Raw genomic sequence first — 22,448 nt, 5'->3', positions numbered from 1 at the left:
AATGATCACCAAACGTAAAGCGTATGTCCGCGGTATGACGCCCACCTGGTGGCAGAAGCTCGGTTTCTACCGTTTCTATATGCTGCGCGAAGGTACTGCGGTGCCTGCGGTCTGGTTCAGCATCGTGCTGCTGCATGGCGTATTTTCGCTTAAAGCCGGCCCGGAAGGCTGGAGCCATTTCGTCGGCTTCCTGCAAAACCCGCTGGTATTGCTGCTCAACATCGTCGCCTTGCTGGCAGCGGTGTTGCATACCAAAACCTGGTTCGATCTGGCGCCTAAAGCCACCATCATCATCGTGAAAGAGGAAAAGATGGGGCCTGAGCCGGTCGTTAAAGCACTGTGGGCGGCCACTGTGGTCATCACGCTGGCGGTGCTGGCCATCGCCTTGCTGTTCTGAACAGGAGGAATCTCGTGAATAATCAACAACCCAAACGCTCCGACGAACCACCGTTCTGGGGCCTGTTCGGCGCAGGCGGTATGTGGAGCGCAATGTTCGCGCCGGTTATCATCCTGCTGATCGGGGTTCTGCTGCCGCTCGGCATGTTTCCGCAAGCGCTGAGCTATGATCGTATCGCGGCGTTTAGTCATAGCCTGATTGGCCGTGCGTTTCTGCTGCTGATGATCGTGCTGCCGCTGTGGTGTGGCCTACACCGTATCCATCACGCCATGCATGACCTGAAAATCCATGTACCGGCCGGTAAATGGGTGTTTTACGGCCTGGCGGCGATCCTCTCGGTCGTCACTATCATTGGTGTAGTCACGCTGTAAAACAACGCTCATCCATGCTCTACGGCCCGCACTGTGCGGGCCTTTTTTATTGCATCTTCACGCTGCGCTTCCTACCTTTAAACCCAAGATAAACCAACACAGGAAGCTGTAAATGAAGCATTGGCGCGTATTGCTGACCTCATTGATTACCTTGTTCACGACGGCTTGCAGCACCACGCCGCCGCAAGGCGTGCAGGTGGTGGATAACTTCGAACCTGCCCGCTATATGGGAACCTGGTATGAAATCGCCCGGCTGGACAACCGCTTCGAGCGAGGTCTGGAGCAGGTCACCGCCACCTACCGCCCACGGGAGGATGGCGGCATCACCGTGGTGAACCGGGGTTTCGACCCGGTGAAACGCGTCTGGCGCGAAAGTACCGGCAAAGCTTATTTCACCGGCTCACCGCAACGCGCCGCACTGAAAGTGTCGTTCTTCGGGCCATTTTACGGCGGCTACAACGTGATTGCGCTGGACAGCGACTATCGTTACGCGTTGGTATGCGGGCCAAACCGCGATTATCTCTGGATTCTGTCCCGGACTCCTGAGCTTCCTGCGCTTGTCAGGCAGGCGTTATTGGCAGCGGCACAACGCAATGGTTTTCAGGCGGACAAATTAATCTGGATTAACACCAACGCGGGTGCAGGGAAATAATTCGCTGGGATCAACCTACAGAGAGAAATAAATAAAACACTGTTTTGATATTCTTATTTCCCGTCATGACAAGTCAGTCGGTCAGTGTATTTTCAGCCGGTTATTCTACCGGCTGTTTTTACGGGAAATCGTTATAGCAGGTCAGCCCATAATTTTGTCGCGGAACATAAAGAACACCGCGCCCAGCAGACACAAGCCGGCCCATATATAGTCCGTGCGGAAAGGTTCTTTGAGAATAATCATCGAGAAAGGAATAAACACCGACAGGCTGATCACTTCCTGCAAGATTTTCAGTTGCCCGGCTGAGGCGACCTGATAACCAATACGGTTAGCCGGCACTTGCAACAGGTATTCAAACAGCGCAATCCCCCAACTGACCAGCGCCGCCGCCATCCAGGTACGGCCACTGAAATAACGAAGATGCCCATACCAGGCAAAGGTCATAAATACATTGCTGAGAGTCAGCATGAATACCGTAATGATGAGTGGGGACATCGCTCTCTCCTTAACCAAGACGCGGCATTATTACGTCAGGCGGGAGAAAATACCATCAAGCTTCGCTCAGCATGTGTGAGAGAATTTTTCAGACGGGATGATAGCCGTGCGGCAACGCGTAAACCGCCCGACGGACAGTTTACGCGTCGGGAAGATTACTTCACGCGGGAGACGTATTCGCCGGAGCGGGTGTCAACCTTGATCACTTCGCCAATCTGCACGAACAACGGCACTTTCACCACCGCACCGGTAGACAGGGTGGCCGGCTTGCCGCCAGTACCCGCGGTATCGCCTTTCAGGCCCGGATCGGTTTCGGTGATTTCAGCTTCGATAAAGTTCGGCGGCTGAACAGCGATCGGACGACCGTCCCACAGGGTAACGATACATTCGGCGTTATCCTGCAGCCACTTGGCGGAATCACCCACCGTCTTCGCTTCAACCTGGTGCTGTTCAAAGGTTTCTGGGTGCATGAAATGGTAGAACTCGCCGTCGTTATACAGGTAGTTCATGTTGGTATCCATCACGTCAGCACCTTCAGCCGAATCGGTAGACTTGAAGGTTTTCTCAACGCGGGACCCCGTCAACAGACGACGCATTTTGACACGGGCGAATGCCTGGCCTTTACCCGGCTTAACAAACTCACTGGATTCGATAGCATAAGGCTCGCCCTCGAACATGATTTTAAGACCGGAACGGAAATCGTTGCTAAAATAAGTCGCCATAATGGCCCTCTACATTGATACTGGTACTTAGCCAAAAAAATGGCACACATTGTAACCCTAAATATACCCTCCCGAGAAGATTGGTTGCAGCAACTCGCCGATGTTATTACCGATCCTGATGAATTGCTGAGACTTCTGGCGCTGGATAACCACCCGCAACTGACCGCCGGACGCGAAGCGCGCAGATTGTTTCCATTGCGGGTGCCGCGAGCCTTTGCCGCCCGTATGCGCCCAGGCGATGCGCGGGATCCGTTGTTATTGCAGGTATTGACCGCACAGGACGAGTTCATCGCCACCCCCGGCTTTAGCTATGATCCGCTGGACGAGCAGCACAGCGTCGTACCTGGGTTACTGCATAAATACCACAATCGTGCCCTGTTGCTGGTGAAAGGCGGCTGTGCGGTTAATTGCCGTTACTGCTTCCGCCGCCATTTTCCCTATCAGGATAATCAGGGCAACAAAGCTAACTGGCGTCAGGCGCTGGATTATATCCGTCAGCATCCGCAGTTGGACGAAATCATCTTTTCCGGCGGCGACCCGTTGATGGCCAAAGATCACGAGCTGGCCTGGCTACTGACCGAACTGGAACAGATCCCTCATCTGAAGCGGTTGCGCATTCACACCCGCTTGCCGGTGGTGATCCCTGCGCGTATTACCGCTGAACTCTGCCAGCGGCTGGCGCAGTCGCCGCTACGGGTGGTGCTGGTCACCCACATCAACCACGCCAATGAAATCGATACGGAACTCGCCGACGGCATGGCGCGCCTGCGTCAGGCCGGGGTGACGTTACTCAACCAAAGCGTCTTGCTGCGTGGGGTCAACGATAACGCCAATACGCTGGCGGCGCTCAGCAATGCTTTGTTCGACGCCGGCATTCTGCCCTATTACCTGCATGTGCTGGATAAAGTACAAGGCGCTGCGCACTTTTTGGTGCCGGATGATGACGCTCGCACATTGGTCAGGGAATTGATGACGCAGGTATCGGGTTATCTGGTGCCAAGTCTGGCGCGGGAAATCGGCGGCGAGGCCAGCAAAACGCTGCTGGATATCGGTATGCGGCAATTACAGGAAAATCAGGACTGAGACGCCAACTGCGTCACCGGCGTTCGCCGGCAACGCTGATTGCCTTCGGCATCAGGGGCACTTATAAACCTGACCCTGCATTTTGCTGTCCAACGGCGCGAAACTGGACAGGAACGTCTGACTCGGCGTGTTCGCCCCATAAATCACGTTACCGCCCATCGCCGCCGCTTTATTGCGCAGATCGTTGGCGGCACCGCGCATTGAACTGCCTTCACTGTTGCCGCCGGACAACCAGTTGGATTGCGTACCGGTCACGCTACCCAATAACTGGCATTGTGCCGACGGTTTACTGTCGGTAAAACGCACTGCCTGACCAGCCGCACTGAGTTCGTTATTGGTGCTGCACCCTGCCAGTAACGTGACGGCAGCCAATCCCATCAGTATACGAGTCCGCATGTTTCTCTCCGTGATGATCAATACACCGGCCGAACCGGGCTAGCCCGACCCGACAACCGAAAACTTATGCTGAAACAATTCCATGTTACCACCATCAGCATGGCAGTCATTGTTCACGGAACAACTATTTCCGTCGTCATGACGGCGATCACGTCCGCCCACAAATCAACAGGCCCCAAAATCGGGGCCTGTCGTTATAGCAACGCGATGTAGTTATAACAACGCAATATAGTTATAACAACGCAATGTAGTTATAACAACGCGATAGCGTTATGACACGGTTGTTATTACGCGCGCCACTGTTTGAAGCGGTTGATAAGCCCATTGGTGGAGCTGTCATGGCTGCTAACCGCGCTGTCATCCTGCAATTCCGGCAGAATACGGTTAGCCAGCTGTTTGCCCAACTCCACGCCCCACTGGTCGAAGGTGAAGATGTTCAGAATGGCACCCTGAGTAAAGATCTTGTGCTCGTAAAGCGCGATCAACGCCCCCAGGCTGTACGGCGTGATTTCCCGCAGCAGGATGGAGTTGGTCGGGCGGTTGCCTTCGAATACTTTGAACGGCGCCACGTGCTCGACCTCTTTGGCTGATTTACCGGCCGCCGCGAACTCGGCTTCCACCACCTCGCGGGATTTACCGAACGCCAGCGCCTCGGTCTGCGCGAAGAAGTTCGACAGCAACTTGCTATGGTGGTCGCTCAGCGGGTTGTGGGTCATCGCTGGTGCAATGAAGTCGCACGGCACCAGCTTGGTCCCCTGATGGATCAGTTGATAGAACGCATGCTGGCCGTTGGTGCCCGGTTCGCCCCAGATGATCGGGCCGGTCTGGTAATCCACCGGATTGCCGTTGCGGTCAACGTACTTACCGTTGGATTCCATGTTGCCTTGCTGGAAGTAAGCCGCAAAGCGGTGCATGTACTGGTCGTACGGCAGAATCGCTTCAGTTTCCGCGCCAAAAAAGTTGTTGTACCAAATGCCGATCAGCGCCAGCAGCACCGGCAGGTTTTTCTCAGCCGGGGTGGTGGCGAAATGCTGGTCCATGGCGTGCGCACCGCTCAACAATTGCTCGAAATTATCGAAACCGACCGACAACACAATCGACAAGCCGATAGCTGACCACAGTGAGTAACGGCCGCCGACCCAGTCCCAAAATTCAAACATGTTGTCGGTGTCGATACCGAATTCGCCAACGGCTTTGGCATTGGTAGACAGCGCCGCAAAGTGTTTGGCGACATGTTTTTCATCACCGGCCGCTTTCAGGAACCAGTCACGCGCGCTGTGGGCGTTGGTCATGGTTTCCTGGGTGGTAAAGGTCTTGGAAGCGACCAGGAACAGCGTGGTTTCCGGGTTGACGCGCTTTAATATTTCAGCGATGTGGGTGCCGTCAACGTTGGACACGAAGTGCATGGTCAGATGGTTTTTATACGGACGCAGCGCTTCCGTCACCATGTACGGCCCCAGGTCGGACCCGCCGATACCGATGTTCACCACGTCGGTAATCGCCTTGCCGGTATAGCCTTTCCACTCGCCGCCAATCACGCGTTCGCTGAACTGCTTCATCTTTTGCAGCACCGCGTTCACGTCCGGCATCACATCTTTGCCGTCAACCACAATCGGCGTATTGCTGCGGTTGCGCAACGCGACATGCAACACGGCGCGATCTTCAGTGCGGTTAATCTTCTCGCCGGAAAACATCGACTGGATGGCAGCGGACAGATCGGTTTCACGCGCCAGCGCCTGCAGTTTTTCCAACGTCTCGGCAGTGATGCGGTTTTTGGAGTAATCCACCAGCATCAGATCGCCGAACGTGGCGGAAAAATGCGAGAAACGCTCGGGATCCTGCGCGAACAGGTCGCTGATCTGCACCTCTTTCATCGCAGCGAAATGCTGCTGCAATGCCTGCCAGGCGGCAGTCTGCGTCGGGTTGATATTTTTCATCACACTACTCTTTGGTTTGAGAACAAGTCGGTTTGAGAACAAGTCGGTTTGAGAATAAATCAGTCGCCGGGCGACGAATCCCGCCCGTTTTTTCCCGATTGTATCCCTTAACGCCGTGCTGGGAAGCCCTTTTCTTGCGAAATACCGCGCGCCGGTCCAATGTTGATTGACAGCCGCCGCGTTACCCGCTATTTGTAAAAGCCTACTTGCGCACGCGTTGCGCAAGCCAGAAGAGGAGCGCCGCCCAGGCAAGGTATCGGAGGAACCGTATCCGATGACGATACCGGAGGGGGAGCGGCGCCGAGGCAGACGTAACCTACGGTGTTTACGCTGTCGACTGCAGGGGCTGAATCCCCTGGGTTGTCACCCGCATCGCTCCGCAAGGCGGAACGATCAGCAAGGTGGAGCGCTTCTGGGTGTGCCGTAGCCAGTTCCTACGCCTGCCCCCCGTTTACCGCTCTTCCCTTGTGCCAAGGCTTAACGATGGAATGCTGTTGTCGATAACGACGATGACGCCCCTGACACGAGGTTTTTTGAATGTCTGCTAACACGAATAACTCACTGATTATCGCCAAATTCGGCGGCACCAGCGTCGCTGATTTCGACGCCATGAACCGCAGCGCCGACATCGTACTGTCGGATTCTCAGGTACGGGTGGTGGTGTTGTCCGCCTCCGCCGGCGTCACCAATCTGCTGGTCGCGCTGGCTGAAGGTTTGCCGCCGGAGGAACGTGCGGCGCAACTGGAAAAACTGCGCCAGATTCAATACGCCATCATCAATCGCCTCAACCAGCCTGCCGTTATCCGCGAGGAAATTGAACGTATGCTGGATAACGTAGCCCGCCTGTCGGAAGCCGCGTCGCTGGCTACCTCCAACGCGCTGACCGACGAGCTGGTCAGCCACGGCGAACTGATGTCCACCCTGCTGTTTGTGGAAATCCTGCGCGAGCGCAACGTCGCCGCGGAATGGTTCGATGTACGTAAAATCATGCGTACCAACGATCGTTTCGGCCGCGCCGAACCGGACTGCGACATGCTGGGCGAGCTGACCCGCAGCCAGCTGGTGCCACGTCTGGCGCAGGGCCTGGTCATTACCCAGGGCTTTATCGGCAGCGAAGCCAAAGGCCGTACCACCACGCTGGGCCGCGGCGGCAGCGACTACACCGCCGCGCTGCTGGGCGAAGCGCTGAACGTCGGCCGCATCGACATCTGGACCGATGTGCCCGGTATCTACACCACCGACCCGCGCGTGGTGCCGTCCGCCCACCGTATCGACCAGATTACCTTTGAAGAAGCCGCCGAAATGGCGACCTTCGGCGCCAAAGTGCTGCACCCAGCGACCCTGCTGCCGGCCGTACGCAGCGATATCCCGGTATTTGTCGGCTCCAGTAAAGACCCGGCGGCGGGCGGTACGCTGGTGTGCAACAACACCGAGAACCCGCCACTGTTCCGCGCGCTGGCACTGCGTCGCAAACAGACGCTGCTGACCCTGCACAGCCTCAACATGCTGCACGCGCGTGGTTTCCTGGCGGAAGTGTTCAGTATTCTGGCCCGCCACAACATCTCGGTGGATTTGATCACCACTTCCGAGGTTAACGTGGCGCTAACGCTGGATACCACCGGCTCCACCTCGACCGGCGACAGCCTGCTGTCCAGCGCGCTGCTGACCGAACTGTCTTCGCTGTGCCGGGTGGAAGTGGAAGAAAATATGTCGCTGGTGGCGCTGATCGGCAACAAGCTGTCGCAGGCCTGCGGCGTCGGCAAAGAGGTGTTCGGCGTGCTGGAGCCGTTCAACATTCGTCTTATCTGTTATGGCGCCAGCAGTCATAACCTGTGCTTCCTGGTGCCGTCCAGCGATGCGGAACAGGTCGTGCAGACGCTGCACCACAACCTGTTTGAATAAGCCTTAGGTTGCCGTAGCGACAAAAAAAACCGAATCCGTGCAGGGTTTCGGTTTTTTTAGCTTTGCCGTTATCAGGCGCTACGCCGACGCCGAGGACTCTTCCCGCCCTTCGTCCTCGTCTTCCGTCATCAGCAGCACGTTGTAAGCCACCGCGCAGAACAGCGAATTCAGCCGGTTCATATCCCCCAACAAACCAAGGTGTAGCGAGCTGGTTTCCAGGCTCTGGATGTTCTGCTGGTGCAATCGGTCAACATGTGCATGGGAATAACGACGGTTCAGAATACGGAAACGGTGTTTAGCGCGACGCAGGCGTCTGGCGCTGGTGACATCCGCCGAGAGGAACACCGACATCCCCAATCGCAGGTTGCTCATCAGTTGTTCGTACAAGGTGTTGAGTTCGTCCCGTCCGGCGGTCGAAAAACCGCGCAACCCGTCAGGCGCATGGGCATCCAGATCGCAGACCACCCGCTCAATAATATCACCGGCCTGTTCCAGATTGAGAGCCATTTCAATCACTTCCGCCCAACGCCGTGAATCCCGCTCATGCAATCCGGCTTTTTCTATCTGCGCCAGATAGAGCTTGATGGCGTTGTAGAGCACATCCACGTCGTCATCCAGTTTGCGGATTTCACGCGCCTGCGGGTTGTTGCCCTGCAGCGTATCCTGAAACATTTTCAGCATCTGTTCGATCACGTCGCCAATGCGCAGCGTTTCCCGCGCCGCGTTAGCCAGCGCCAGCGTCGGCGTATCCAACGCGCTGACATCCAAATGGCGAGGGCGCAACCGAGGGTCGAGCTCCGGCTCAACCCGCACCAGATTGCTGCACAACTCCGCCATCCGCTCGGCAAAGGGCAACAACAGCAGACAGCGCGCCAGGTTGTAAAACAGGTGGAAATAAATCACACGTTCCGCATCCGGCAAGGGCACCGTTTCTATCAAATCAGCCAGATAACCGATGGCCGGCAACACCGGCAGGCTGCCGATCAGTTTGAAGAACATGCTCCCCAGCGCTACCTGTCGCGCCGCCGGCCCCTGCGCACTGGCATTTGCCAGCGCCACAATGCCGCTGCCCAAATTCGCGCCGATCACCAGACACAGCGCCGCATCCAGCGAAATCACATGACTGGCCGTCAGCGTGGCGGTTAATAGCACCGCGGCCAGGCTGGAATAACTCACAATGGCGAATATCGCGCCAATCAGCGCATCCAGCATCACATCGCCGGTCAGCGAGGAAAACACCACCTTCACCCCGGCGGTCTGGGTGATCGGCGTTGCCGACTGCACAATCAGCTCCAGCGCCAGCAAAATCAATCCCAACCCGATGGCAACGCGCCCTAACTGCCCGGCGCGCGTCTGCTTACGGCTGAGGAAAAACACCACGCCAAGGAAAATCAGCAATGGCGACAGCCAACTGAGATCAAACGTCAGCACCCGCACCATCAATGCGGTGCCGACATCCGCCCCCAGAATAATCACCAACGCCGGCGCCAGCGCAATTAACCCTTGCGAGACAAAAGAGATAGCGAGCAGCGCGGTGGCGTTGCTGCTCTGCACCAGCGCAGTCACACCGATGCCGGCGAGAAAAGCCAGCGGCTTACGGCTCACGCTATCGCTGATGGTACGGCGCAAACGGGCGCCGTATACCCGCATAATCCCGGTACGAACAATATGCGTCCCCCAGACCAGCAGCGCGATGGCAGACAGCAAGTTCAACAGCGTCAACACAGAACCGGGCCTCCTTCAGTTAAAACCATTACGATAGTTAAAACCATTACGATAAAAAAATAGGCTTCCTGCCCCAAAACCAAGTGAACGCCCTAACTTGCGTCCGGCCTTGAGTCTGACATCTTACCGATATCTTATCTGTTCTTATGTGGATTGACGGGCGTAAATAAGCGTAAATTTTTTAAAATCACGGCCTAAATCAAGAACAGAGCGTATTTCCCGCACGCTGTGAATTTCCGGCGTTATGCTTCTTCCATCAGCCGCTTCGCCCGACACCGGCGACGGCATCCGCTTCAGACCTGAGCCAAGGAAATACGGATGAAGACTAAAACCGCATATGGCCTGAACTGGCTGGCACTGATCGTCATTGTGATTGTGGCTGCCTTCTTCTGGCAACTGACGCCCCCCAGCGGGCTGAAACCCGCCGCCTGGCATTCTGCCGTACTGTTTGTCGCCACGATTGTCAGCATTGTGGCGAATGTATTGCCGATCGGCGCCATCGGCATCATCAGTATTACCTTGTTCGCGCTGACTTACGCCGCCAGCGCCTCCATTCAAACCGCATTGAGCGACTTAAACAGTTCACTGATTTGGTTGATTGTGGTGGCGTTCATGATTGCCCGTGGTTTTATCAAAACCGGTCTGGGCCGTCGTATCGCCTTGCAGATGATCCGCCTGTTAGGCAAACGCACGCTTGGGCTGGCTTACGGCCTGGCGTTCGCCGACCTGGTGCTGTCGCCCGCTATGCCCAGCAACACCGCCCGTTGCGGCGGGGTAATTTATCCGATTGCCGACTCGCTGGCCCGCAGCTTCGATTCCAGACCGGATGACGCCTCCCGCAGCAAGATCGGTACTTTTCTGGTGACCTGTATCGGCAACGTTAACGATGTCACCGCCGCGCTGTTCATGACCGGTTATACCGGTAACTTGTTGGCGGTGAAACTGGCGGCCAACGCCGGCGTCACCATTACCTGGGGGAGTTGGTTTGTCGCGGCTATCGTTCCCTGCGTGATTTCTCTGTTGCTGGTGCCGCTGTGCGTCTATGTGCTGGCGAAACCGGAAATCCGCCATACGCCGGACGCGCCGAAACTGGCGGTCAGCGAACTGGAAAAAATGGGAAGCATGTCGCGCGGCGAGTGGCTGATGGCCGCCACGGTGGTGATTCTGCTGGTGCTGTGGATTTTCGGCGATCTGCTGGGCGTCGACGCGACTACCGCCTCTTTTGTCGGCCTCTCCTTCCTGCTGCTGACCGGTGTATTAAGCTGGGAAGACATTAAGAGCGAGAAAGGCGCGTGGGATACGCTGATTTGGTTCGCCGCGCTGCTGATGATGGCCAACCAGTTAAAAAAGCTGGGCTTCACCACCTGGTTCGGCGACCTGATCGGCAACAGCATCGGCCACCTGATGCAAGACACCAGTTGGGTGCTGGTGCTGCTGTTGCTCAACGCCGCCTACTTCTATACCCACTATTTCTTCGCCAGCGGCAACGCGCAAATCGCGGCGTTGTACGCGGTGTTCCTCGGCGTGGGCATTAACCTGCACATCCCGGCGGCACCGATGGCGCTGATGCTGGCGTTCACCAGCAGCCTGTACTGCTCGCTGACGCAGTACACCCACGCCCGCGGCCCGATTCTGTTCGGCGCCGGTTACGTGCCTACCGCCGTCTGGTGGCGCACCGGCTTTGTCATCAGCCTAATCAATCAGGCGATCTTCATGTCCGTTGGCTTGCTGTGGTGGAAAACCATCGGCCTTTATTGAGCCGATTGAGTATCAGAAAAACCAAACGATACAGGCCGGGGAAAACCGGCCTGTTTTTTGTTGTCGATCCGGCTTAATCAGTCTGCGTCATACCCCAGATTCGGCGCCAGCCAGCGCTCGATCTCCTCTATCGGCATCTGCTTGCGAACCGCGTAGTCTTCCACCTGGTCGCGCTGGATTTGCGCCACGGCGAAATACTTGCTGTCCGGGTGGCTGAAGTACCAGCCGGACACCGACGCACCCGGCCACATCGCGTAAGACTCGGTGAGTTTCATGCCGACGGTGTTGTCCACATCCAGCAGTTGCCAGATGGTCGCTTTCTCGGTGTGATCCGGGCAAGCCGGGTAGCCCGGTGCCGGGCGGATGCCCTGATAATTTTCGCGGATCAGTTCGTCGTTACCGAGGTTTTCATTCGGCGCATACCCCCAGTAGACCTTGCGCACCCGCTCGTGCAGGTACTCGGCGAATGCTTCCGCCAGCCGGTCCGCCAGCGCTTTGAGCATGATCTTGTTGTAGTCGTCGTGCTGCGCTTCCCATTGTGCCGCCAGTTCGTCCTCTTCCAGACCACCGGTGACCGCGAAAGCGCCGAGATAATCCGGCTTGCCGCTGGCTTTCGGCGCCACCACATCCGCCAGACAGTAGTTAGGGAAATCCGTCTTTTCGGTTTGCTGACGCAGGTGATGGCTGACGGTCAGTACCTCAGTGCGGCGCTCATCGGTATAGATTTCAACGTCATCGCCTACCCGGTTAGCCGGGAACAGCCCTACCACCCCGCGCGGGTTTAGCATACCGCTGGCAGACAGGGTATCCAACATGGCATTCGCATCGGCAAACAACCGTTTGGCCTCTTCGCCCACCACCTCGTCTTCCAGAATGTTGGGGTATTTGCCCGCCAACGACCAGGTCATAAAGAACGGCGTCCAGTCGATATAATTGCGCAAGGTCTCGATACTGGCGGTCACCGGTTGTACCCCAAGGCGATGTGCTACCGGCGGCGTATAGCTTTCCCAGTCGATCGGCATGGCGTTATCGCGCGCCACCTCCAGTGAGACCGGCGGTGTGCGCGGCTTTTTACGGCCGTGCTGGATGCGCACCGTTTCATACTCTTTGCGGATGCGCGCCACAAAGTCGTCGTGTTGCGTATCCGAGAGCAGCGCCGACACCACGCCCACCGAGCGCGACGCATTCTGCACGTATACCGTCGGGCCGCTGTAATTCTGCTCGATCTTCACCGCGGTGTGCGCCTTCGAGGTGGTGGCCCCGCCAATCAGCAGCGGCAACGTAAAGCCCTGGCGCTCCATCTCTTTGGCGACGTTGACCATTTCATCCAGCGACGGGGTAATCAACCCCGACAGGCCGACGATATCGACGTTTTCTTCACGCGCCGTCTTGAGGATCTTGTCGGTCGGCACCATCACGCCTAAATCGATAATTTCGTAGTTGTTGCATTGCAACACCACGCCGACGATGTTCTTACCGATGTCATGCACGTCACCCTTCACCGTCGCCAGCAAAATCTTACCGGCGCTGGAGCTCTGCTCTTTGCTGGCCTGAATAAACGGTTCCAAGTACGCCACCGCCTGTTTCATGACTCGCGCCGACTTCACCACCTGCGGCAGGAACATCTTACCGGCACCAAACAGGTCGCCGACCACGTTCATGCCGTCCATCAACGGCCCTTCGATCACTTCGATGGGACGTGCTGACTGGGCTCGCGCCTCTTCGGTATCCTGCTCGATAAATTCGGTAATGCCTTTAACCAGCGCGTATTCCAGCCGTTTTCTCACCGGCCAGCCGCGCCATTCCGCCGCGCCTTTGTTGCCGTCGTCGTCGGATTTACTGCCCCGGTATTTCTCGGCAATCTCCAGCAACCGTTCGGTGCCGTCGTCGCGCCGGTTGAGAATCACGTCTTCCACCGCGTCACGCAACTCGGCGGGCAGATCATCGTAGATGGCCAACTGACCGGCGTTGACGATACCCATGTCCATGCCGTTGCGAATAGCGTAATACAGGAACACCGCGTGAATCGCTTCGCGCACCGGCTCGTTGCCGCGAAACGAGAACGACACGTTAGACACGCCGCCGGAAATCAGCGCGTGCGGCAACTGGGCTTTGATATCGGCGCACGCCTCGATAAAGTCCACCGCATAATTGTTGTGTTCTTCAATGCCGGTAGCGACGGCAAAAATGTTCGGGTCGAAAATGATATCTTCCGGCGGGAAACCGACCTCTTCGGTCAGGATGTGGTAAGCACGGCGGCAAATTTCAATTTTGCGCGCGCGGGTATCCGCCTGCCCCACTTCGTCAAACGCCATCACCACCACAGCGGCACCGTAACGGCGCACCAGCCGGGCGTGATGGACAAAGGCGTCTACGCCTTCTTTCATCGAAATCGAGTTAACGATGCCTTTGCCCTGAATGCACTTCAGCCCGGCCTCCACCACGTCCCACTTGGAGGAGTCGATCATGATCGGCACGCGGGCGATATCCGGCTCGCCGGCGATAAGATTCAGGAAACGCACCATCGCCGCTTCGGCGTTGAGCATGCCCTCGTCCATGTTGATGTCGATGATTTGTGCGCCGCTTTCCACCTGCTGACGCGCCACGTCCAGCGCTTCGTTGTACTTTTCTTCTTTAATCAGGCGTTTGAATTTAGCGGAACCGGTAACGTTGGTACGCTCGCCAACGTTGACGAATAGCGTGTCGTCACCGATATTCAGCGGTTCCAGCCCGGACAAGCGGCAGGCCACCGGCAACGTCGGCAAGGCACGCGGCGCGACACCCTCAACGGCTTTGACCATCGCGGCGATGTGTTCAGGCGTGGTGCCGCAGCATCCGCCGATAATATTCAGGAAACCGGATTGCGCCCATTCGCCGATCTGACGCGCCATTTCGTCCGCATCCAGATCGTATTCGCCGAAAGCATTCGGCAAGCCGGCGTTGGGGTGAGCGGTGACGTAGCATTCGGCAATGCGCGACAGCTCCGCCACATACTGGCGCAGTTCGTCCGGCCCCAACGCGCAGTTAAGCCCGAACGACAGCGGCCGGGCATGGCGCAGCGAATTGTAAAACGCTTCGGTCGTCTGCCCGGACAGGGTACGGCCGGAAGCATCGGTAATGGTGCCGGAGATCATCACCGGCAGCGTGACGCCCAGCGCCTCGAATTCGGTTTCTACCGCAAAAATGGCGGCTTTAGCGTTCAGGGTGTCAAAAATGGTTTCGATCAGGATGATGTCAACGCCGCCTTCAACCAGCGCGCGGGTCGATTCACGGTACGCGTCCACCAGTTGGTCGAAACTGACATTACGGTACGCCGGGTCGTTCACGTCAGGCGAGATAGACGCGGTGCGGTTAGTCGGCCCCAGCACCCCGGCGACATAGCGCGGGCGCTCCGGCGTACGTGCCGTCCACTCGTCAGCGCAGGCGCGCGCCAGCCGGGCGGCGACGGTATTGATTTCCGCCGACAGCGCCTCCATCTCGTAGTCGGCCATGGCGATGCGGGTGGCGTTGAAGGTGTTGGTTTCCAGAATATCCGCGCCCGCCGCCAGATAATCGTGATGAATGGCGGTGATCACCTCCGGCTTACTCAGCACCAGCAAGTCGTTATTGCCTTTCAGGTCGCAGTGCCAGTCGGCAAAGCGCTCGCCGCGGTAATCCTCTTCCTGCAGACGGTAACTCTGGATCATGGTCCCCATGCCGCCGTCCAGGATCATAATGCGCTGCGCCAGTTGCTGTTGTAATGCCTGTAAACGATTTGCCATCATCTTATTCTCGTTATCACCCTCGTCTGTGCGAATTCTTATCCTAGCACAAGAGTACGTTGCGCCAGCGCAGCTCACGGTTGATAAAACAGCCTGATAAGACGGTTGCATTCTGCGCTAAAAAAACGAAAATCGATTCCATGATATGAAAAAGGAAACCGATGATGACGCCCCCCGAACCCGCCAAACGTGGTAAAAAACCTCGCGCTGCCGCCGCCAGCCCTGCGCAACCGGCCGGACAGGTGCAGTCGCTGACCCGCGGGCTGACCTTGCTGGAATACATCGCTAAAGCCAACGGCAGCATCGCGCTGACCGACCTGGCCCAGCAGGCGGGTTTGCCCAACTCCACCACTCACCGGCTGTTGACCACCATGCAACAACAAGGCTTTGTACGTCAGGTCGGTGATTTGGGATTATGGACCATCGGCACCCATGCGTTTATTGTCGGCAGCAGCTTTCTGCAAAGCCGCAATCTGCTCAGCCTGGTACACCCGATGCTGCGCCAGTTGATGGAGAGTTCCGGTGAAACGGTGAATCTGGCCGTGCTGGACCAAACCGACTATCAGGCCATCATCATCGATCAGGTGCAGTGTACCGCGCTGATGCGCATGTCCGCGCCGATCGGCGGCAAACTGCCGATGCACGCATCCGGCGCCGGCAAAGCGTTCCTCGCCATGCTGCCGGACGAGAAAGTCACCCAGTTGTTGCACCGCAAAGGGCTGCACAGCTACACCCCACAGACCTTGAATGCCCAAACGCTGAAAGAAAATCTGACGGCGATTCGCCGTCAGGGTTACGCGCTGGACGATGAGGAGCACGCACTAGGCTTGCGTTGTGTCGCCGCCTGCATTCTGGACGAGCACCACGAAGCGTTTGCCGCCATCTCCATCTCCGGGCCGATATCCCGCATCACCGATAATCGCATCACCGAACTGGGGGCGCTGGTGATTAAGGCGGCGAAAGAGATCACCTACCAGTACGGCGGCGCGCGCTAAGCGGCGTCATGACGTCAGCGCATCGGCTGGCGTCACCGGGTCGGCATAACGCAAACTAAAGCGTTTTCTGCGCCGATAAGCGTAGACATCCTCGATATGACCGCTGCGGATCCGTTGCTGCAACGCCCGCCAATATTCAGCCCGAAACAGGTCGGCGTGCAGTTCTTCGAACAACGGCAGCAAACGGCGATCGCTACACAGAAACCGGCGGAACTCCTCGGGAAAGACATCATTCGGCCCGACGCTGTACCAGGGTTCCGCCGCCAGTTCATCCGCCGGATCGCGCGGCGGCGGAATATCGCGAAAATTCACCTCGGTCATGTAGCAGATTTCGTCGTAGTCATAAAACACCACCCGGCCGTGGCGGGTAACGCCGAAGTTTTTGAACAGCATATCGCCGGGAAAGATATTGGCTGCCGCCAGTTGCCGGATAGCGTTGCCGTACTCCTCAATGACGTCGCGCAGCGCCTGCCCGCTGGCCTGCTCCAGATAGAGATTCAGCGGTGTCATGCGCCGTTCCATGTACAGATGGCGTATCACCAGCCGATCGCCAAGGTCTTCCAGTTTGTCCGGCACTTCCCGCCACAGCTCCGCCAGCAGTTCCGGACTGATGCGTGCTTTCTCCAGCACGAAATTTTCATACTCCTGGGTATCCGCCATACGTCCGACACGGTCATGCTCTTTCACCAACCGATAGCACTCCCGCACCCGCACCTCGCTGACTTCTTTTTGCGGCGCAAACCGATCCTTGATCACTTTGAATACCCGATCGAAGGTCGGTAGCGTGAACACCAGCATCACCATCCCTTTCACGCCCGGTGCGATAATAAACGGCTCCTGCGTACTGGCGATGAAATCGAGGTACTCCCGGTAGTACTCGGTCTTGCTATGCTTCTGACAACCGATCGCCAGATACAGCTCGGCGGTGGTTTTACCCGGCAAAATCTCACGCAGCCAGGCCACCAACGCCGACGGCAACGGGGCGTAAACCATAAAGTAGGAACGGGCGAAACCAAATACGATGCTGGCATCCGCGTGGCGCGTCAGGCAGGTGTCGATAAACAACGCGCCGCGCTCGTTGTGGTGAATCGGCAGCAAAAACGGGAACACGCCGCCCGGTAAACGCAGCTTGCCCACCAGCCAGGCCGCTTTGTTGCGGTAAAACAGTTCGTTGGCGACCTGCAGCGAGGCGTTGGCTAACGATGCCATCGGGAAGATTTCCCGCAAAGACCTCACGATATAATCGATGTCCCGCGCCAAATCTTCCCATGGCAACCGCAGCGGCAAGGCGGTCAGCACCGCTTCCAACATCGCTGGCCAGCCGTTGTCGGGCTGGTAGGTGCGCGCCAGCGGACGCGGAATTTCCTGAAAGCGCTGCGCCGGTTGCGAACTGAACACGAACAGTTTATCCGGCGTCAGTTCCCGGTGATGAAACAGCCGGCAATACACCGAATTAAAAAAGCTTTCCGCGATTTCGAAGCGCGGATAATCCGGCAACAGCGCGGTATAAATCTGTTTGACCCGCGCGACAAACGCCGCATCGTAGCACTGCCGGTCGGTAATGCAGCCCAGTTGCTCCACCACCAGCCCGACATGATGGTCGTAAAGCTGGATACGCTGCTTCATCGCCTGCTGCACCGCATGCCAGTCCGCCTGTTCGAAACGCTGCTGCGCGCCGGCCGTCACTTCCAGAAACCGGCCATACTGCGCATCGAACCCTTGCAGAATGGTCTGTGCCACCAGTTTTTCCCGTCCCCGACTCATCCAACGCTCCTCTCAGGCCATCGACATGACGACACGCGGCCAGCACCAGGCTGGCCGCGATAGTGCGGATACCCCGCGTCAGAACTGTTGTTCTTCAGTCGATCCGGTCAACGCGGTCACAGACGACGCGCCTCCCTGAATCAGGGTGGTTACCTTGTCGAAATAGCCGGTGCCCACTTCCTGCTGATGAGAGGAGAAGGTGTAGCCTTGCCCAATAGCCGCAAACTCCGGCTGTTGCACTTTCTCCACATAGTGCTTCATGCCTTCGCCCTGCGCATAGGCATGTGCCAGGTCGAACATGTTGAACCACATGCTGTGGATCCCCGCCAACGTGATGAACTGGTATTTGTAACCCATTGCCGACAGTTCATCCTGAAAACGAGCGATGGTGTGATCATCCAGATTCTTCTTCCAGTTGAACGACGGCGAACAGTTATAGGCCAGCAATTTACCGGGGAAACGGGCGTGAATCGCCTCGGCGAAACGTCGTGCCAGCGCCAGATCCGGCGTTGAGGTTTCACACCACACCAGGTCGGCGTAAGGGGCGTAGGCCAGCCCGCGACTGATCGCTTGCTCCACCCCGGCGCGAGTGCGATAAAACCCCTCCACCGTACGTTCACCGGTAACAAAGTCCCGATCGTAATCATCACAATCCGAGGTCAGTAAATCGGCTGCATCGGCGTCGGTACGCGCCACCAGCAACGTCGGCACGCCCAGCACGTCCGCCGCCAGCCGGGCCGCCACCAGTTTCTGCACCGCTTCCTGCGTCGGCACCAGCACTTTGCCGCCCATATGCCCGCATTTCTTCACCGACGCCAGTTGATCTTCAAAGTGGACGGCGGCGGCACCCGCCTCAATCATCGATTTCATCAACTCGAACGCATTCAACACCCCGCCAAAACCGGCTTCAGCATCCGCGACGATCGGCAAAAAATAGTCGGTATAACGCGGGTCATCCTGCCCGATGCCGTTAGCCCACTGGATTTGATCCGCACGTCGGAAGGTATTGTTGATACGCTGCACCACCGCCGGCACCGAGTTAGACGGATAGAGCGACTGGTCCGGGTACATGCTGGCGGCCAGGTTGGCGTCCGCCGCCACCTGCCAGCCGGACAAATACACCGCCTCCAGCCCGGCTTTCGCCTGCTGCAACGCCTGCCCGCCGGTGAGTGCGCCAAGGCAGTTGACATAACCTTTGCGCGACTTACCATTCAACAGCTTCCACAGCTTTTCCGCCCCCAGTTGTGCCAGTGTGCAGGCAGGGTTCACCGACCCGCGCAGATTGACTACGTCCTCAGCGCGATACGGGCGGGTGATGCCTTCCCAGCGCGGGGTTGTCCACTCTTGTTCCAGTTGCTCGATTTGTTGGGTACGAGAGGTGCTCATAGCGATTCCTTTTTTAAACAGGATTAATCAAGTAAGTCGTAACCGGGTAAGGTGAGAAAATCGATTAACGCGTCCTGCGTGGTGATGCGTTCCATCAATCGGGCGGCCTCCTCAAAACGACCGCCGTCGAAGCGGGTATCGCCCAGTTCACCGCGGATAACTTGCATCTCTTCGGCCAGCATCTGGCGGAACAGCGCTTTGGTCACCACGCGGCCATCGCTGAGGGTTTTGCCATGGTGGATCCACTGCCAGATTGAGGTACGGGAGATTTCCGCGGTGGCGGCGTCTTCCATCAACCCGTAAATCGGTACGCAGCCATTGCCGGAAATCCAGGCTTCGATGTATTGCACCGCCACGCGGATATTGGCGCGCATACCGGCTTCGGTACGTTCTCCCGGACAAGGTGCCAGCAGTTCGTCGGCGGTCACCGGCGCATCGTCTTCGCGCAACACATCCAGTTGATTGGAACGCCCGCCCAGCAGGCGATCGAACACCGGCATCACCGTATCAGCCAGGCCGGGATGGGCGATCCAGGTGCCGTCATGACCATTGCGAGCCTCCAGTTCCTTGTCCTGCCTGACTTTCTCCTGCACCCAGGCGTTGCGTTCCACCTCTTTGCTGGGAATGAAGGCGGCCATTCCGCCCATCGCCAACGCGCCGCGTCGGTGACAGGTTTTGATCAGCAAACGCGAATAAGCGCTCAGGAACGGCTTGTCCATGGTTACCGACTGCCGGTCTGGCAATACCCGATCCGGATGATTTTTCAACGTTTTGATATAACTGAAGATGTAATCCCAACGCCCACAGTTCAGCCCGACGATGTGGTCGCGCAGGTGGTACAGGATCTCGTCCATCTGGAACACAGCCGGCAGGGTTTCAATCAGCACGGTGGCTTTGATGGTGCCGCGCGTCAGGCCAAAGTGATCTTCGGTATAACTGAACACGTCACTCCACCAGGCGGCCTCCTGCCAGGATTGGGTTTTCGGCAAATAAAAATAAGGGCCGCTGCCTTTTGCCAACAATAGGCGGTAGTTGTGGAAAAAATAGAGCGCGAAATCAAACAGACTGCCGGGGATGGGCTCATCATTCCACAGCACGTGTTTTTCCGGCAGGTGCAAGCCGCGCACCCGGCAAATCAACACCGCCGGGTTGGGTTTGAGCTGATAAATCTTTCCCGCCTCACGGGTATAGGTAATGGTGCCGCGCACGGCATCCCGCAAGTTAATTTGCCCTTCAATCACCTTTGACCAACTGGGCGCCAGCGAGTCTTCAAAGTCCGCCATAAAGACTTTGACATTGGCATTCAAGGCATTAATCACCATTTTGCGTTCCACCGGGCCGGTAATCTCTACCCGGCGATCCAACAGGTCAGATGGAATACCTCGAATTTTCCAGTCTGAATTTTTTATGGAATCCATTTCCGAAATAAAACTCGGTAACTCACCGCTATCGATCCGGCCTTGTACCTCCTGACGCTCCGCCAGCAAGTGATTGCGTTGCGATGTAAAGCGGCTAACCAGCGCCGTAAGGAAATTCACCGCATCCGCCGTCAGAATCTGCTGTTCTGCATCACCCAATGTATGGGTGAATACCAGTTCCCTGCTTATCGTCTGTTGTGTCATGTCGTCGTTCCTTTTTTGCCCCGCTACCTTCGTCTCATCGACTGCTCAATCTGTGAACTTAATCCGAGCGTTTTTCAGCCAACAGCACTAAGCCTAATCCAACAAAATTAAAAATCAAAAACAATTTCCATTTTTAATTTAAATTAAAAACAACCATATGATTAGTTTGAAATTAAAGTTATTTGAAATAGAGAAATGCATTCCATGCATTAGCAAAGGTCAGAATGGGAGATGTCGCCGCAATAGCAACAGGAAAAAGAAAAGGCGCCGTGAGGCGCCTGACGGGAGAGAATGGAGCGGAAATCAATCCAACGTCGGATTCATATGACGCAAATCGAATGGCGTGATCTGGTAAACGTAATAATTCAGCCAGTTGGCAAACAGCAAATGCCCGTGACTACGCCAGGTCGCTCTCGGCGTTTTCTGGGGGTCATCATCCGGGAAGTAATTTACCGGGATCACCGGATTAAGGCCGGCATCGCAATCGCGAAAGTACTCGCCAGACAACGTCAGCACATCATACTCGGGGTGCCCAGTCACGAATGCCAGGCGCTTATCCTTGCTGGCAAACAAATAAGCACCCGCTGCCTCAGATTCCACCAGAATATCCAGATCGGTGTATTGCCGGATGACATCGGAAGGGAAATCCGCATAGCGCGAATGCGGAGCCAGAAACGTTTCATCAAAACCACGCGTCAGCAAAGCATGGGGTTGCAGCGTATGGTGTGAATACACACCGGACAACTTCATGTCACGAGTCAGCTTGGGAATACCGTACAACACATTTAACGCGGCCTGGACCGCCCAACACACAAACAGAGTGGAAGTGACGTGCTCTTTAGCCCAGTTGACGACTCGTTCAATCTGCGGCCAGTACACCACATCGCAAAAATCGACCAATCCCAATGGCGCACCGGTGACGATCAGCCCGTCAAAATTTTCATGCTCAATATCTTCAAAGTCACAATAGAAGTTGTCGAGATGCTCAGTCGGCGTGTTCTTCGACTCTCTGCTATCAATCCGCAACAGTTGAATATCTATCTGTAGGGGGGAATTCGACAGCAACCGCAAGAACTGGTTTTCCGTTTCGATCTTCTTTGGCATCAGGTTAAGCACCAGCACCTTCAACGGACGAATTTCCTGTGTTTTCGCTCGGGAAGACGTCATCACAAAGACGTTTTCATTGCGCAAGAAACTGACAGCTGGTAACTCATCAGGAACCCGGATTGGCATAACCTTACACCTCACTGCATACGTTTATACGTTTATACGTTTAGCCTTCTAGGCTGCTGAAGATAGCGACTTTCTGCAGTAATGTCGAGTACATAACCCTCTGGTTGAAAATCTTTCATAAGAAATTAGATTTGTATATCCATCTTTAGCATAACAATGACATCACAAAAATAAATTATTGATTTAAATAAATTTATTGCCAGGCATGGCGACAAGGGGGGAAACAAATAAACGAAGGAAAAACGAGTA

Annotated in this window: 17 protein-coding genes and 1 riboswitch; of the genes, 7 read left to right on the top strand and 10 right to left on the bottom strand. The window is 56.5% G+C overall.

Annotation, left to right across the window (positions count from 1 at the left end; all coding sequences use genetic code 11):
* The first annotated feature begins 1 nt into the window (after position 1).
* From frdC to blc, 3 genes are all read left to right on the top strand, one after another.
* On the top strand, positions 2-397 hold the full coding sequence (gene frdC, locus DCH402_RS02095; RefSeq protein ID WP_027710780.1) for a fumarate reductase subunit FrdC: 396 nt from the start codon (positions 2-4) through the stop codon (positions 395-397).
* Positions 398-411: 14 nt separating this feature from the next.
* On the top strand, positions 412-768 hold the full coding sequence (gene frdD, locus DCH402_RS02090; RefSeq protein WP_012768152.1) for a fumarate reductase subunit FrdD: 357 nt from the start codon (positions 412-414) through the stop codon (positions 766-768).
* A 112-nt stretch (positions 769-880) separates the two neighbouring features.
* Positions 881-1,420, top strand: a complete 540-nt coding sequence (blc, locus tag DCH402_RS02085; RefSeq protein ID WP_039999366.1) for an outer membrane lipoprotein Blc — start codon at positions 881-883, stop codon at positions 1,418-1,420.
* Between the two features lie 141 nt (positions 1,421-1,561).
* Here the strand turns inward: blc and DCH402_RS02080 are convergent, their stop codons facing one another.
* Together DCH402_RS02080 and efp are read right to left on the bottom strand one after the other, a co-directional pair.
* A complete protein-coding gene (locus DCH402_RS02080) occupies positions 1,562-1,915 on the bottom strand; it encodes a DMT family protein (protein ID WP_039999364.1) in 354 nt (117 codons plus the stop codon).
* A gap of 155 nt (positions 1,916-2,070) precedes the next feature.
* Positions 2,071-2,637 carry an elongation factor P gene (efp, locus tag DCH402_RS02075; protein ID WP_039999362.1) on the bottom strand — a complete coding sequence of 189 codons (567 nt, stop codon included), beginning with the start codon at positions 2,635-2,637 and terminating at the stop codon, positions 2,071-2,073.
* 39 nt (positions 2,638-2,676) lie between these two features.
* Here efp and epmB point away from each other — a divergent pair, with 39 nt between their 5' ends.
* On the top strand, positions 2,677-3,720 hold the full coding sequence (gene epmB, locus DCH402_RS02070) for an EF-P beta-lysylation protein EpmB (protein WP_039999360.1): 1,044 nt from the start codon (positions 2,677-2,679) through the stop codon (positions 3,718-3,720).
* Between the two features lie 51 nt (positions 3,721-3,771).
* Here epmB and DCH402_RS02065 read toward each other — a convergent pair whose 3' ends face one another.
* Both DCH402_RS02065 and pgi read right to left on the bottom strand, forming a co-directional pair.
* A complete protein-coding gene (locus tag DCH402_RS02065; RefSeq protein ID WP_039999359.1) occupies positions 3,772-4,116 on the bottom strand; it encodes a DUF4156 domain-containing protein in 345 nt (114 codons plus the stop codon).
* Positions 4,117-4,403: 287 nt separating this feature from the next.
* Complete coding sequence (pgi, locus tag DCH402_RS02060; RefSeq protein WP_039999357.1) at positions 4,404-6,053, bottom strand: glucose-6-phosphate isomerase; 1,650 nt, start codon at positions 6,051-6,053, stop codon at positions 4,404-4,406.
* Between the two features lie 222 nt (positions 6,054-6,275).
* Positions 6,276-6,473, top strand: a riboswitch (Lysine riboswitch).
* A gap of 117 nt (positions 6,474-6,590) precedes the next feature.
* Between pgi and lysC the strand changes: the two genes are divergently transcribed.
* On the top strand, positions 6,591-7,955 hold the full coding sequence (lysC, locus tag DCH402_RS02055) for a lysine-sensitive aspartokinase 3 (RefSeq protein WP_039999356.1): 1,365 nt from the start codon (positions 6,591-6,593) through the stop codon (positions 7,953-7,955).
* 78 nt (positions 7,956-8,033) lie between these two features.
* On the opposite strand, the gene DCH402_RS02050 is transcribed toward lysC, so the two are convergent.
* Complete coding sequence (locus DCH402_RS02050) at positions 8,034-9,680, bottom strand: Na/Pi cotransporter family protein (RefSeq protein ID WP_039999354.1); 1,647 nt, start codon at positions 9,678-9,680, stop codon at positions 8,034-8,036.
* Positions 9,681-9,998: 318 nt separating this feature from the next.
* On the opposite strand from DCH402_RS02050, the gene DCH402_RS02045 reads away from it, so the two are divergent.
* Positions 9,999-11,438 carry a DASS family sodium-coupled anion symporter gene (locus DCH402_RS02045; RefSeq protein ID WP_039999353.1) on the top strand — a complete coding sequence of 480 codons (1,440 nt, stop codon included), beginning with the start codon at positions 9,999-10,001 and terminating at the stop codon, positions 11,436-11,438.
* A 77-nt stretch (positions 11,439-11,515) separates the two neighbouring features.
* Here DCH402_RS02045 and metH read toward each other — a convergent pair whose 3' ends face one another.
* Positions 11,516-15,199, bottom strand: a complete 3,684-nt coding sequence (gene metH / locus DCH402_RS02040) for a methionine synthase (RefSeq protein ID WP_039999351.1) — start codon at positions 15,197-15,199, stop codon at positions 11,516-11,518.
* 164 nt (positions 15,200-15,363) lie between these two features.
* On the opposite strand from metH, the gene iclR reads away from it, so the two are divergent.
* The gene (iclR, locus tag DCH402_RS02035) at positions 15,364-16,194 is read left to right on the top strand and encodes a glyoxylate bypass operon transcriptional repressor IclR (RefSeq protein WP_039999349.1); all 831 of its coding nucleotides are present in this window, start codon (positions 15,364-15,366) and stop codon (positions 16,192-16,194) included.
* Positions 16,195-16,200: 6 nt separating this feature from the next.
* On the opposite strand, the gene aceK is transcribed toward iclR, so the two are convergent.
* The 4 genes from aceK to metA form a co-directional block, all read right to left on the bottom strand.
* Positions 16,201-17,958 carry a bifunctional isocitrate dehydrogenase kinase/phosphatase gene (gene aceK / locus DCH402_RS02030; protein WP_039999348.1) on the bottom strand — a complete coding sequence of 586 codons (1,758 nt, stop codon included), beginning with the start codon at positions 17,956-17,958 and terminating at the stop codon, positions 16,201-16,203.
* A 78-nt stretch (positions 17,959-18,036) separates the two neighbouring features.
* Positions 18,037-19,344, bottom strand: a complete 1,308-nt coding sequence (gene aceA / locus DCH402_RS02025) for an isocitrate lyase (RefSeq protein ID WP_039999347.1) — start codon at positions 19,342-19,344, stop codon at positions 18,037-18,039.
* A gap of 23 nt (positions 19,345-19,367) precedes the next feature.
* Positions 19,368-20,966, bottom strand: coding sequence for a malate synthase A (aceB, locus tag DCH402_RS02020; protein WP_039999346.1), 1,599 nt, complete (start codon positions 20,964-20,966; stop codon positions 19,368-19,370).
* A gap of 303 nt (positions 20,967-21,269) precedes the next feature.
* Positions 21,270-22,199: a homoserine O-acetyltransferase MetA gene (metA, locus tag DCH402_RS02015; protein WP_039999345.1), complete on the bottom strand. Its 930-nt coding sequence runs from the start codon at positions 22,197-22,199 to the stop codon at positions 21,270-21,272.
* Positions 22,200-22,448 lie beyond the last annotated feature (249 nt).

This window comes from Dickeya chrysanthemi NCPPB 402, assembly GCF_000406105.1.
In the GTDB taxonomy this organism is placed as follows: Bacteria; Pseudomonadota; Gammaproteobacteria; order Enterobacterales; family Enterobacteriaceae; genus Dickeya; species Dickeya chrysanthemi.
The sequence above is the reverse complement of the archived record's forward strand: the minus strand, read 5'-3'. Positions and strand labels throughout refer to the sequence as shown.

Coding starts and splice junctions, on each gene's coding strand:
- efp (WP_039999362.1), bottom strand. CDS start 2,637: ATGGCGACTTATTTTAGCAACGATTTCCGTTCCGGTCTTAAAATCATG.
- aceB (WP_039999346.1), bottom strand. CDS start 20,966: ATGACACAACAGACGATAAGCAGGGAACTGGTATTCACCCATACATTG.
- DCH402_RS02080 (WP_039999364.1), bottom strand. CDS start 1,915: ATGTCCCCACTCATCATTACGGTATTCATGCTGACTCTCAGCAATGTA.
- aceA (WP_039999347.1), bottom strand. CDS start 19,344: ATGAGCACCTCTCGTACCCAACAAATCGAGCAACTGGAACAAGAGTGG.
- metA (WP_039999345.1), bottom strand. CDS start 22,199: ATGCCAATCCGGGTTCCTGATGAGTTACCAGCTGTCAGTTTCTTGCGC.
- pgi (WP_039999357.1), bottom strand. CDS start 6,053: ATGAAAAATATCAACCCGACGCAGACTGCCGCCTGGCAGGCATTGCAG.
- iclR (WP_039999349.1), top strand. CDS start 15,364: ATGACGCCCCCCGAACCCGCCAAACGTGGTAAAAAACCTCGCGCTGCC.
- DCH402_RS02065 (WP_039999359.1), bottom strand. CDS start 4,116: ATGCGGACTCGTATACTGATGGGATTGGCTGCCGTCACGTTACTGGCA.
- frdC (WP_027710780.1), top strand. CDS start 2: ATGATCACCAAACGTAAAGCGTATGTCCGCGGTATGACGCCCACCTGG.
- aceK (WP_039999348.1), bottom strand. CDS start 17,958: ATGAGTCGGGGACGGGAAAAACTGGTGGCACAGACCATTCTGCAAGGG.
- blc (WP_039999366.1), top strand. CDS start 881: ATGAAGCATTGGCGCGTATTGCTGACCTCATTGATTACCTTGTTCACG.
- DCH402_RS02045 (WP_039999353.1), top strand. CDS start 9,999: ATGAAGACTAAAACCGCATATGGCCTGAACTGGCTGGCACTGATCGTC.
- lysC (WP_039999356.1), top strand. CDS start 6,591: ATGTCTGCTAACACGAATAACTCACTGATTATCGCCAAATTCGGCGGC.
- metH (WP_039999351.1), bottom strand. CDS start 15,199: ATGGCAAATCGTTTACAGGCATTACAACAGCAACTGGCGCAGCGCATT.
- epmB (WP_039999360.1), top strand. CDS start 2,677: ATGGCACACATTGTAACCCTAAATATACCCTCCCGAGAAGATTGGTTG.